This window comes from Rhodobacter sp. TJ_12 (genome assembly GCF_020023995.1).
Taxonomy (GTDB): domain Bacteria; phylum Pseudomonadota; class Alphaproteobacteria; order Rhodobacterales; family Rhodobacteraceae; genus Rhodobacter.
Window position 1 is genome coordinate 17,477 of sequence record NZ_NRRD01000016.1, and the last position, 11,868, is coordinate 29,344.

General features: G+C 64.1%; 12 protein-coding genes and 1 riboswitch. Of the genes, 4 read left to right on the plus strand and 8 right to left on the minus strand.

Annotation, left to right across the window (positions count from 1 at the left end; genetic code table 11):
* Positions 1 to 22: 22 nt before the first annotated feature.
* Positions 23 to 673: a carbonic anhydrase gene (locus tag CKO11_RS11980; protein ID WP_223638985.1), complete on the minus strand. Its 651-nt coding sequence runs from the start codon at positions 671 to 673 to the stop codon at positions 23 to 25.
* A 148-nt stretch (positions 674 to 821) separates the two neighbouring features.
* Here CKO11_RS11980 and CKO11_RS11985 point away from each other — a divergent pair, with 148 nt between their 5' ends.
* From CKO11_RS11985 to CKO11_RS11995, 3 genes are all read left to right on the plus strand, one after another.
* Positions 822 to 1,202 (plus strand): hypothetical protein, encoded by a 381-nt coding sequence (locus CKO11_RS11985; RefSeq protein ID WP_223638987.1) that lies wholly within the window; start codon positions 822 to 824, stop codon positions 1,200 to 1,202.
* Between the two features lie 84 nt (positions 1,203 to 1,286).
* Positions 1,287 to 2,690 (plus strand): leucyl aminopeptidase family protein, encoded by a 1,404-nt coding sequence (locus CKO11_RS11990; RefSeq protein ID WP_223638989.1) that lies wholly within the window; start codon positions 1,287 to 1,289, stop codon positions 2,688 to 2,690.
* Positions 2,687 to 3,520 (plus strand): C40 family peptidase, encoded by an 834-nt coding sequence (locus CKO11_RS11995; protein WP_223638991.1) that lies wholly within the window; start codon positions 2,687 to 2,689, stop codon positions 3,518 to 3,520. The genes CKO11_RS11990 and CKO11_RS11995 overlap by 4 nt, the downstream gene beginning before the upstream one ends.
* On the opposite strand, the gene CKO11_RS12000 is transcribed toward CKO11_RS11995, so the two are convergent.
* Positions 3,517 to 3,864, minus strand: coding sequence for a DUF2794 domain-containing protein (locus tag CKO11_RS12000; protein ID WP_223639185.1), 348 nt, complete (start codon positions 3,862 to 3,864; stop codon positions 3,517 to 3,519). The two genes, CKO11_RS11995 and CKO11_RS12000, sit on opposite strands and share 4 nt — an antisense overlap.
* 352 nt (positions 3,865 to 4,216) lie before the next feature.
* Here CKO11_RS12000 and CKO11_RS12005 point away from each other — a divergent pair, with 352 nt between their 5' ends.
* Positions 4,217 to 4,651, plus strand: coding sequence for a c-type cytochrome (locus CKO11_RS12005; RefSeq protein ID WP_223638993.1), 435 nt, complete (start codon positions 4,217 to 4,219; stop codon positions 4,649 to 4,651).
* Between the two features lie 42 nt (positions 4,652 to 4,693).
* Here the strand turns inward: CKO11_RS12005 and CKO11_RS12010 are convergent, their stop codons facing one another.
* The 6 genes from CKO11_RS12010 to CKO11_RS12035 all read right to left on the minus strand — a co-directional run bounded on the left by CKO11_RS12010 (position 4,694) and on the right by CKO11_RS12035 (position 11,866).
* Positions 4,694 to 5,041 carry a hypothetical protein gene (locus CKO11_RS12010; protein WP_223638995.1) on the minus strand — a complete coding sequence of 116 codons (348 nt, stop codon included), beginning with the start codon at positions 5,039 to 5,041 and terminating at the stop codon, positions 4,694 to 4,696.
* 109 nt (positions 5,042 to 5,150) lie between these two features.
* Positions 5,151 to 5,846, minus strand: a complete 696-nt coding sequence (locus tag CKO11_RS12015; RefSeq protein WP_223638997.1) for an ATP-binding cassette domain-containing protein — start codon at positions 5,844 to 5,846, stop codon at positions 5,151 to 5,153.
* Positions 5,830 to 7,374, minus strand: coding sequence for a thiamine/thiamine pyrophosphate ABC transporter permease ThiP (locus CKO11_RS12020; protein ID WP_223638999.1), 1,545 nt, complete (start codon positions 7,372 to 7,374; stop codon positions 5,830 to 5,832). Before CKO11_RS12020 ends, CKO11_RS12015 begins: the two co-directional genes overlap by 17 nt.
* Entirely contained in the window at positions 7,350 to 8,339 is a 990-nt protein-coding gene (locus CKO11_RS12025; RefSeq protein ID WP_223639002.1) for a thiamine ABC transporter substrate binding subunit, read from the minus strand. Before CKO11_RS12025 ends, CKO11_RS12020 begins: the two co-directional genes overlap by 25 nt.
* A gap of 35 nt (positions 8,340 to 8,374) precedes the next feature.
* Positions 8,375 to 8,475, minus strand: a riboswitch (TPP riboswitch).
* A gap of 150 nt (positions 8,476 to 8,625) precedes the next feature.
* Entirely contained in the window at positions 8,626 to 10,578 is a 1,953-nt protein-coding gene (locus CKO11_RS12030; protein ID WP_223639005.1) for a Hint domain-containing protein, read from the minus strand.
* Positions 10,579 to 10,714: 136 nt separating this feature from the next.
* Positions 10,715 to 11,866, minus strand: coding sequence for a response regulator (locus CKO11_RS12035; protein WP_223639008.1), 1,152 nt, complete (start codon positions 11,864 to 11,866; stop codon positions 10,715 to 10,717).
* Positions 11,867 to 11,868: the final 2 nt, after the last annotated feature.

An 11,868-nucleotide genomic window follows, 5' to 3' on the forward strand; every position in this document is an offset into this window, starting at 1 on the left:
GGTAAAACCCGTTAAGCCTTTTTCAGATCACCTCGAAGACGTCTTCATCGGGGTTGTATTGCCAAAGCGTGCCTTCGCCGATGTCGTTCCAAAGCCCGTGCAGGCTCATGTCGCCCTTGGCGACCGCGTCGCGCACAAAGGGGAAGGTCAGCAGGTTTTCCAAGCTGATCACCACCGAGGCTTGTTCAAGCGCGGTGACGCGCTCGGGCTCGGGGACATGCTGCACCCGCTCAAAACCGGGGCGCAACAGGTTCAGCCACGTGCCGATGAAAGAGGTTTTATCCTCTAGATGCGGGGCTTGGCCAGTGCACAGCGCATGGCAGCCAGCAACACCGCCGCATTGCGAATGACCCAGAACGATAACATGCGCGACCTTGAGCGTGGTCACCGCATATTCGATCGCCGCCGAAGTGCCGTGATGATCGCCATCCGGGTTGAACGGCGGCACAAGGTTCGCGATGTTGCGGTGGATGAAAAATTCGCCCTCATCCGCGCCGAAGATGGAGGTCACATGCACCCGAGAGTCGCAGCACGAAATAACCATGGCGCGGGGGTGTTGGCCAGCATCGGCAAGGCGGCGATACCAGGGGCGATTTTCGCTATAGCTGGTGGCGCGCCAGCCTTGGTAGCGGTTCACAAGGTAAGAGGGCAAGGGCCGCACATGCTCTTTCATCGTCATCCCCATCGCTGCTTTCGGCTGAAATAGGGTGCAAACCCTATAAATGCGAGGGTTTTTTCGTCACCTCTCAACCTTTTCTTGATCCTTGCGCGCCAATCTGGCCGCGGCCGTGGGGGCCGAGGTAGGAAAGCGGAGGCTTGGGGTGAGCGCAATCGAGAAACTGCGGATGGACGAGCCTGTTCGGCTCGATCCGGACAGGCTTGTGGTGATTTACGCCGAACTGGGCGAATTGGGCGCGGAGCGGCTGATTGCTGCCGCGATGGAAGATCTGGCAACGCATCTGGTGGCCGCGCAATTGGCCGAGAAAGAAGGCCGGGTGGAACTGTTGGGCCGTGCCGCGACGGAAATGGCAAAGCTTGCCGGTCAGGTCGGCATGGTGATGCTGACGCGGGTGGCCGAAGACCTTGCAAGCTGTGTCGAACGGCGCGACCCGGTCGCGCAGGCGGCCGTTTTGGCGCGCCTGGTGCGAATTGCGGAACGCTCGCTGACCGCCGTGTGGGATTTGCAGGACATGCGGATCTGATCCGTTCGGGGCTTGCGGGCAGCGTCGGGCGCGCTAGGCTTGGGTTAACCGTCCAATGCCGCGAAATTGCCCAAGGTTGCCCTCATGACCGATCTTTTCCGTTTCCGCCCCGAGATGCGTTTTGCGCCCGCCGGGGTCCAAGCCTTGCCGCTTTACCTCATCGAACAAGGTGCGCCGCTGCCTGCGGTGCTGACCCCAGCGCAAGCGTCTTTTGCCAATGCGCAGGGCTTTACGGGGGCCGCGGGCAGCCTGTGTCTGCTGGTCGACGAAAGCGGCGCGTTGGCGGGCGCGCTGGGCGGTTATGGCACCGCGCAAAAGCGTGCGCGCAGCCGTTTCACCTTGGCTGGGCTGGCGGCAAAGCTGCCGGGCCGCGCATGGTCTTTGGCTGGCGATCTGCCCGAAGCCGATTGGGCCGCTGAGGCGCTGGGCTTTCTGTTCGAAGGTTATCGCTTTGACCGTTATGCCGAAGCCAAGCTGCCGGAGGCCCGGCTCGTCGCCCCCGAGGGCGTTAATGCCGCGCGGCTGGAAGCCCTCGCCGAGGCAGAGGCTTTGGCGCGCGATCTGGTCAATACCCCCGCAAACGATCTGGGCCCGGCAGAGCTTGAGACCGCTACCCGTGCGCTTGGTGCGCTGCATGGGGCTACGGTCAGCGCTGTGGTTGGCGATGATCTTTTGGCGCAGGGCTATCCGCTTATTCATGCCGTGGGCGCCGCCAGCCCGCGTGCCCCCCGTCTGATCGAGCTGCGCTGGGGCACCGCAGGGCCAGAGGTGGCGCTTGTCGGCAAGGGGGTGTGCTTTGACACGGGCGGGCTCAACCTCAAGCCGGGGTCGAGTATGGGATTGATGAAGAAGGATATGGGCGGGGCGGCCAATACGCTGGCCACCGCGCATATGATCATGGCGCTTGGCCTGCCGGTGCGTTTGCGCGTTTTGATCCCGGCGGTGGAAAATGCGGTCGCGGGCAATGCGTTCCGGCCCGGCGATATCTTCACCTCGCGCAAGGGCCTGACGGTCGAGATCAACAATACCGATGCCGAAGGGCGGCTGGTGCTGGCCGATGCTTTGGCCGCCGCCGACGAGGAAGCCCCCGATCTGATTTGCTGCATGGCGACGTTGACCGGGGCGGCCCGGGTGGCGCTGGGGCCAGATCTGCCACCCTTTTACACCGACGATACGCCGCTGGCCGAAGCCTTGGCCGCCGCCAGCCAGACCCATGCGGACCCGCTTTGGCGGATGCCGTTTTGGGCACCTTATGAGGCGCAGATCGAGCCGGGTATCGCCGATCTGGACAATGCGCCCTCGGGTGGCATGGCGGGATCGATCACTGCGGCGCTGTTTTTGCGCCGCTTCGTGACCGAGGCCGACAGGTTTGCCCATTTCGACCTTTATGCGTGGCAACCCACGGCAGCCCCGGGGCGCAGCAAAGGCGGCTTTGGGCAGGGCGGGCGCGCGGTTCTGGGCGCGCTGACGCAGCTTTTCGATCTATGAGCGATCCGCGCCTGACCCCGTTTTCGGGCCGCTTTGCGTTGGAACCTCTGCGCGAGCAGGTTGCGGCAGAGGCGTTCGTGCCCGGCGATCCCGCCCGCATTGCCGCGCCAGTGGTTGATTTGGCGGTGACATGGGGGGGCGCGCGGGACCGGCAACTGATCTACGGGGCCGCGGTCACGGTGATCGAGCGGCGCGATACGCATGCCTTTGTGCAAGCGGCACGGGATGGGTATTGCGGCTGGGTCGCCGCCGATGCGCTGGCCCCGCACCAGATCCCGACCCATGTTGTTGCCACGCGCGGCACGCATCTTTACCGCCACCCTTCGATCAAGCGCGGCGAGCAGGGCGCGCTGTCTTTGGGCGCGCGGCTCACCGTGTTGGGGCACGCGGGTGATCTGGCACAAACGCCAGAGGGCTGGGTGCCCGCCACGCATCTGCGCCCGCTGGCCCCGCCCGAAACGGACCCGGTCGCTGTGGCCGAGCGGCTTTTGGGCACGCCCTACCTTTGGGGCGGCAATTCCGCTTTCGGGATCGATTGTTCCGGGCTGGTGCAACTGGCCTTCGCGCTTTGCGGTCGGGCCTGCCCCGGCGACAGCGATCTGCAACGCGCCGCCTTTGGCGATTTCCTGCCCGAGGATACGCCCACGCGGCGGGGCGATCTGTGCTTTTGGGCGGGGCATATCGCCATGGCGGTCAGCCCCGATCTGTTGATCCACGCCAATGGCCATGCGATGGCGGTGGTCTATGAACCCATCGACGACTGTCTAGACCGGATCGCGCAAAGTGGGGAGGCGCACTGGTTTGGCCGCAAGCGCCCGGCTTTGGCCTAGTCGACCGCCCGAATAAGCTTGCGTTCGATCACACGCAGCACCGGGGCCAGTTCATGGCCGCGCTTGAGCATCTGCCCTTCGGCCCCGATCAATGCATATTGGCCTTGTTTGTTGCGCAGGGCGGGGCGCTTTTCGATCCGGTAAAGCGGGGTTTCGGCGGTGCGCCGAAAGATGGCAAAGACCGCGTGATCGCGCGCGAAATTCATCGCGTAGTCGCGCGCTTCGGTCATGGCCACCATGCGCCCATAAACCGTCAAGATGGCCCCCAGCTCGAACCGGTCAAAAGCCACTTGCGCGGGGGCAGAGGCGGGCGTGGGAAACGGGTTGGGCGGCTGCAACGTCATGACAGAATGGTGACACCGCGCCACGCGCAAATCAATGCCCACGCGCAATGTGCGGGCGGCCAATTTACCTTGTCTTAATCTCGCCCGCAAATGGCCCGCAAAATGCCCTTTGTCCTGCCCAGTTGCGCCCGCTTTCGCAGCGAAAAGGGAACGCAGCGGAAAACGCTGAAGCCCCGGTGGGCGGTCAACAGCCCCCACCCAGTTCGCTCGCCGGGGCGGCTTTCGCGTAAAAGACCCCGTCCGGCAGGGCGGGGTTTTTTCTTTGCGTCATCACCGTTGGACGTTTCGTGATACGGGCTTGCTTGCCAAGTCGCTTCCCAGGCCACATCTTGCCTCTGAAAAGGAGGCCCCGATGCAATCGAGATTGATCCCCCTGATGGCGCTGGCGCTTAGCCTTGCCCCGGCTTTGGTGCATGCGGAAGACGCCAAAGACCCCGATGTGAAGGCCCGCATCGCGCTGATGCAATCCTTCAAGGCACAGACCAAAGTTTTGGGGCTGGCCGCAACTGGTAAGGCCGCGTTCGATCCCGCGCAGATCGAGGCCACGATTGCTGCCTTGCGCGACGGGGCGGCCAAGGTTGGCCCCGCGTTCAAAACGCCCGCCGATGACCCGGAATCGACGGCGCAACCCGCCATCTGGACCGCGCGTTCTGAGTTTCGACAAAAGACCAACCGTCTAATCAAGGCGGTCGAAGAATTGGACGGCAGCGATGCCGGAGCCTTGGCGCGCACGCTGGAACCTGTGACCGCCGCCTGCAAGGATTGTCACGGGCGGTTCAAGATGTGAAATCGGGGGCGAAAGCCCCCGTTTCCTTTTTTTGTCAGAATGTTAGCCGCAATCGATGTTGAAGATATTGCCGCTCGCATCAAGCCGGAACACGATCCGCTGGGCATTGTATTCCTGCGGTTCGATGCCCCGCCATTCAACCACATTGATCGGTTGCGTGATGCCCAGCGTCGGGATGATCGCGGCGGGTTGCCCCAAGGCACTAGCGTAATCGATCGCGTGGCAGGTGTCGGGCTCGCGCGCTTCAAGCGCGCCATCTTGCGAAACCGGCGGGGTCAAATGCGGCACGGGCATCGGATCTTGCGGCGTGGGGTCTTGCGTGGCGGGGCCGCAGCCTGCCAGCGTGGCGGCCAATGCAAGCGGCAAAATCAGTGTGGCTTTCGAAATCATCGTTGGTCCATCCGTCTGGGCCCATCCGGCTGGGCGGTACATCCGCTTGTTTATACCGGTGCGGCAAGGGCTTGCAAAGGCACAGGCCAGTGAGCGGCGGATCTGTGGCCTAGCGGCCCAGATAGGCCGCAAGCGCAGGCGGCGGGTCGGCCAGCAGCGCGGCGGTGGGTTGGGGGGGCGCCGCAACTCCTTCGGCCAAAAGCACGGTTTGCGGGCAAAGCGCCTCGGCATCGGCGGGATCGTGGCTGACCATCACCACAGTGGTGCCCTGTTCCGCAGCAATCTCGGCCACGAGCGCCAGCATATCGGCCTTGAGCGCGGGGCCAAGCGCGGCGAACGGCTCATCCAGCAGCAACAGCGGGCGCGCGCGCAACAGGCACCGCGCCAGCGCCACCCGCCCTTGTTGGCCGCCCGACAGCGCGCCGGGTTTGCGCGCGCCCAGCCCCGCCAGCCCGACCCGCTCCAACGCGGCGGCAATTTGGGCTTGCTCCGCGCCGCTCAACCGGGGGCGGGGGGAGATGCCAAGCCCAAGGTTCTGCGCTACGCTGAGATGCGGAAACAGATTTTGATCTTGAAACAGGATCGACAAAGGGCGCGCGCCGGGGGCCATGTCGGTGATATCTGTGTCCTCCCACAGCACCCGCCCCGCGCTGGGCACGACAAAGCCCGCCAATGTGGTCAACAGCGTGGATTTGCCTGCCCCCGAAGGCCCCAAGACGGCGGTGCGGGTGCCGCGCGCCAGTGTGAAATCCGCACTTAAGCGAAAATCGTCTTGCACGATCAAAAGCTTATCGAGGGTCAGCATGGGCTCCGATCCGGTCGAACAGGGCATAAAGGCCAAAGGTCAGCATCATCAACAAACAGGCGGCCCCGGCAGCCTGATCCATTCTGTAGCTGCCCATCAGGCTGTAAAGGGCCAGCGGCAAGGTTTGCGTGCGCCCGTCGGAAAAAAGCGTGATGACCCCCAGATCGCCCATCGAGAAGGCCGCCGCGATCCCGGCTGAAAAGCCCAAGGGGCGCGCCAGTCGGGGCAGGGTCAGAACCCGCAGCCGCGCAAGCCCCTGCAGCCCAAGGCTGCCCGCCAGCCGGTCGTAATCGGCTTGTAGGGTGCGCACTTCGGGCAGCAAAAGCCGTAGCGCAAACGGCAGGCTCAGCGCGGCATTGACCAAAAGCGTGACGGGCAGGGCCAACGATGCGGGGGGCAGAGCCGGGCGCAAGATCACGAAAAGCCCGGTGCCCAGCACCAGCGCCGAGGCGGCCAAGGGCAGCATCGCCACCGCCTCGGCCCAGCGCGCGCGGGGCGCGGCCAGAGCAAGCGGCAGCGCCAGCGCCAGCGTCACGGCCGTTGCCCCCAAGGCGATGAGGCAAGAGGTCAGCGCCGCGTGCCAGACCGAGGCAGGCAGACTGGGCAGTTCGGCAATTCCGCGCAGGGCGATCGCCCCCAATGGGACCAACAAAAAGGCCCCCGTTCCCAAAATGGCAATGCCGTCTTTCAGCCTGTGGCCCAGCCCGGGGGCAAGCCGGGCCGGCAGCGCGCGATCCAACCCGGCCCCGAAGCTGCTGGGCAGGGTGATGCGGGCGGCAATGGCCAAGGCGGCGAGCGCCAGCGCGATTTGCAACACCGACAGCGCGGCGGCGCGCCCCAGATCGGCATCGAAGCGAAACGCCTGATAAATTGCCACTTCCAGCGTCGAGGCGCGCGGCCCGCCGCCCAGCGTCAGCGCCACGGCAAAAGAGGTCAGGCAGACCAGAAAGATCGCAAGGCCCGCGCCGGGCAGCACCGCGCGCAGCATCGGGCGTTCCAGATGACGGCTGATCTGCGCCGGGGGCAGGCCCAGCGACAGCGCGAGCCGCACCCGTTCTGCCGGGATCGCCTGCCAGCCCTGCAAGATCATCCGCGTGGCCAGCGGCAGGTTCAAAAACACATGCGCCACCACCACGCCCTGTGGGCCGTAAAGCGATATGTCGGGCAGGCCGAGCGCGTTCAAGATCCCATTCAAGAGCCCGCGCCGCCCCAAAATCGCCAAAAGGCCCATCACCGCCACAATCGTCGGCAACAGAAACGGCGCGCCCAAAGCGGCAATGAACAGCCCGCGCCCCGGAAACCGGCGCCGGTGTAGCGCGCGTGCGACCGGCACCGCCAGCGCACAGCTTAACAGCGCCGAAAGCGCCGCTTGCCACAGCGTGAACCACAGCGCATCAAGGTCCGAGGGTGTCAGCGCCGAAAGTCCCCCGGCACGGAGCATCACCGCGCCAAGGGGGGCCAGCACCAGCGCGGCGACAAGCGCAGCGGCCAGAGCCGCCGGGATCATTTGCCGAAATTCGCGCGCCATTCCTCGACCGCCGGGCCGCGCAGGGCTTCGGCCTCGGCCTCGGGGTAGAAAAAGGCGGTTTCCGCGCGCGGCAGGGCGGCAAAGCCTGCGGGCAGGAAGCCCGGTTTTTCGATCACTGGATAAGACCAGTTGGCGGTGGCGATCATCGATTGGAAATCATCGGACAAGATGTAATCCATAAATGCCTGCGCCAGATCGGGGTGTTTTGCGCTTTTCAACTGGGCGGCCAGTTCAAAGTAAAGGTAATGACCTTCGGGGAAAATCGCGGCGGCCTTGGTGTCATCTTCCTCAGCAATCAGATGATAGGCGGGCGAAGTGGTGAAGCTGAGCACCATATCCGCCTCGCCCGCGGTGAAAAGACCGTAACTGGCCGACCAGTCTTGCGTCACGGTCAGCACCTTGGGCGAGAGTTTGGCCCAAGCCTCGCCAGCATCTTCGCCGTAAAGATGCTTCATCCACAACAGCAGCGCGAGACCCGAGGTCGAGGCGCGCGGGTCTTGGATCGCGATTTTATAGGCGTCTTCGGGGGCGTCGAGCAGATCGGCGAACGAGGCGGGCGGATGGCTCAACCGGGTGCGGTCATAGACAAAGGCCAGTTCCGACCAGTCAAAGGGCAGGAAGATGTCGTCTTCCCACGCAATCGGCAAAGTCAGCCGCGACAGGTCCTGCCGATGGGGCGCGAAAAGGCCGGTGGCGCGGGCCCGCGCCGACAGATCGGTGTTCAGCCCGATCACCACATCGGCATCGGTGTCCTCGCCTTCGAGCAAAATCCGGGGCAGCACATCGCCCGCGACAAAGCGCAGATCGCAGGCGCAGGTTGCCTCGAACCCCGCCTCGATCTTGGGGCCGGGGCCCCAGTCCGAGGTGAAATATTCGGGCGCATAGACAGTAAGCGTGGGGGCATCTTCTGCATAGGCGGGCAGCGCCGCCAAAAGACATCCCGCAAGCATCAGAGGTTTGGTCATATGTGTCTCCAATGGCCTGCCGGGCGGGGTCAGGCCGGAGCGACCGGCACCTTCCCTCCGCCGGTCTTAACCGGTTCAGGTTCGACGGGTTCGCGCAAGCGCATCTCAGCCCGATTGGGCACCCCGAGGTGGGCAAAAAGATAGAGCGAACCGGTCGCGGCGCAAGGGGAAAGTGGGTTTCGCCCCGCTTGCGCGGGCCGACCCGGCGGGGGCGCTGCCCCCGCACCCCCGGGATATTTTTCAAAGTCGAAGGGGAAATCAAACTCTGCGCGCAGACCGTTTCGTCTTAGGCGGCAGCGTGGGCGCGCAGAAGGTGTTGCACGTCGCGTCGGCGCAGGATCACCTGCGCGGGGGGACCATAGGCGCGTTCGACCGGGGCGAGCCCCAAAAGACCGCGGGCGAGATCGGGGCGCAGGCGCAACAAGCCCAAGCGGTCTGCGGGAGAAAGCGCGGCAAAGGCCATCGGCCCGGGCCAAAGGCTTTCGCTCCAGTGTCCTTCGGCGCAGATCAATGCATGGGCCGGCAGCAGAAGGTGATGATAGCTGACCCGTTTGCGGCTGTGCATCACGCGGGCACGCTTTGGGGCCAGCGCGGCAAGATGACCGGCACGCACCAGATGCGCGGTGCCATCGATTGGCACCAGCACCGCATGTTGGGCCGAAACGCGCAAGGGGCGCAGCTCGCCGGGGGCGGCAAAAACCTCGACCGGGCGCAATGCGGCGCGCCCGGCCAGCGCCTTCGGGCCAAGGGCGCGGGCGGCATGCCAGATCACAGGTTGCGCGCCGCTATCACGGGTCAGGACCAGATCGCCCACGCGAATGTCTTCAATCAGGCGCGGCCCTTGTGGCGTGGCGATCCGCGTGCCTGCGACAAAGCAGGGAATGCCCATGGCATGCAGACTAGAGGCCGAGTTGATCGTGGTATAGTCGACACCGGTGAGCACCAACTGCTCTCCGGAGGGAAAGGTCAAAAGCGCATTGCCCAAACCGTCATCCCTGACGTCCACATCGAAAGCGCGGACCGTGCCGCCCGCGCCAGTGCCGCCGGTCAATGCCGATGTATCCAGCTGGTCGGTGGTCGGCCCGCTGCCCAGTCCCGTCAGGTCGAAATCGGTGACGGTGTCGATGCCGCTGTCGCCTGCGGTGGCGGCAATCGTATCGGCGCCAGTGCCGGTGGTGATCGTGTCGCTGCCGGTGCCGCCGCGCAGGCTGTCGGCAAAATCCGACCCGGTGATGACATCATCGCCTGCGCCCCCATCAAGCGACACGCCCGCCCCCGCAAGCGCGGCGTCGAATGTGTCGTCGTGATCGGTGCCGCTGATCGATTCAATATTGTTGAACGTGCCCGTGCCGGTCGTGCCGTCAAAATCATACGTGCCAGAGGTCACGCCCGACCATGTGGCCGTCACACCCTGGGTGCTAGCGCTAAAGGCAATCGTGTCGGTGTCGGTGCCGCCATCGATATTGTCGACGTCATCGGCGTCGTTGATCAAGAACAGATCATCGCCAGCGCCGCCTGTAAGGTTATCGGTGCCCGCGCCGCCTGACAGGGTATCGGCGCCATCATCGCCCCAGATCTGATCGTCGCCACTGCCGCCGGTCAGGCTGTCGTCGCCTGTGCCGCCATAAATCGCATCATTGCCCGTGCCGCCGTCGATGGTGTCATTGCCCGACCCGCCATCAACGGTGTCATTGCCAGCACCGGCATTGATACTGTCATTGCCGGCGCCGCCGTAAAGCGAATCTGCCAGCGTGCCGCCCAAAATGGTCTGGTCGCTGTCCGGGTCGGTGGTGGGGGTGGCAATGGTGCTATAGCTGGGCCAAGTGGCGCCATCGGAGGTATCGAGGTAATCGGTGATCTGGAAGGTAACGCCCGGTGGCAATTCGCCATCCGCAATCAGCCCGACGCGGGAACCGCCACTGTTCCCCGTCCAGACATCCCAGACATGCACGGTAGACCCATCGGGCAGGGTAAAGGTCGCCTGCCAGCCCACGCGCAGCACGCCGGTGTAGATCGTGCTGCCAGAGCCATCGGTAACGGTGCCGGTTTGCTGTGTGCTATCAAGGTTCGACCCGCTGGAGCCCGAAAGCGTGGTGTCGTCATCATCAAGGGTAAAGGTCAGCGCATCGGCAGCGGCGTCGAAATCCGGGCTAATGCGGAACGTGGCGCCGACGGCGGGGGCCCCGCTGACCGGCACGTAATCTGTGAAATTATAGCCCGAGAAGGTGTAGGTCGTCACCCAAGACCCCTGTGAAGAGTATGCGCCGCACCTCCAGGATCGGGTAAAATCCCCAAGATTTCATGAAGTTAAAAGGTTCAATCCCTTGTATTTTCAGGAAATTTGAGGGGTTTGGGGGCAGATGCGCAGGGCCGCATCACCCAATAGAGGGCTGCACGGTCCCGGGATCTGCAACCAGCAAGGCGCGCCTGCGGTATTCGCTGGGCGACAGCCCGACCCCTTTCTTGAACGCTTTGCAGAAATAATTCGCGTCTTGATAGGCAAGGTCCAGCGCCACATTGACAATGGGCAGGGTAGAGCTTGTCAAAAGCTCCTTCGCCCGTTCCAGCCGGCGGTCTTTCAGATAGGCGATGAAGGTCAGGCCCATTTGCTTATGGAAGAGCCGACTAAGATAGCAGGCGCTAAGATGCACATGTTCGGCGGCATCTTCGAGCGTGATCGGCTTGTGCAGATTGCGTTCGATGTAGTTGCGCACCCCTTCAACGCGCGCTTGTGCCGAGCGGCCCTGATCTTCTTCGGGATCAAACAGCAGATCAGTGATTTCGCTGAAAAGCTCTTGAACCTTGTAGTGGTTGCGCTGGTCCAGCCGTTGCGCGGTCAGCGCCTCGATCTTGCGCGCCAACGCTTCGGGCAGCGGACGTCCGGTGCAAGCCACCAGATCGGTCAGGATTTCCGACAGATCAAGCACGCCTTGGCGCGGCGCGGTTTCGCGATGCGCGTGCAGCGCCTCGATCTGGCGGCGCACCAGCGTGAGACAGTCGCGGTAGGCATGGGCCTGCACCAGCGCGCCAAGACGTTCGCGGATTGTGTCGGCATCTTGCACCGGGGCGGGGGCGACGATGGGGTCCGGTCGCGCCGGGCAGGGGACGGGGCCCAGCCGGGCAGAGGGGACAGGGGCGCGCGGCACGTTGGGCGCGGGTGCCGCTTGCAAACAATCTTGCACCGTTTTCAGCAAGGTTTCGGTGCGCACGGGCTTGAGCAGAAATCCATCCGCGCGCTGCTGGATTGCGGCTTGCATGATTTCAAAATGATCATAGGCGGTGATGATTAGCACTTTGGTGGGCAATTGCTTGGTGCGCAGCATCTCCAGAATCTCCAAGCCATTCGGGCGCGGAATCCGGATATCGAGCAGCATCAGGTCAATCGGGCGGCTTTCGATCAGTTGCACCGCCTCTGCGCCGTTCTTCGCTTCGCCCACCACCTTTGCGCCGGGCAGATCGCGTTCCAGAATCGTGCGCAGGGCGCGGCGTTCCAGTTCTTCGTCCTCGACGATCACAATATCGGCCATTG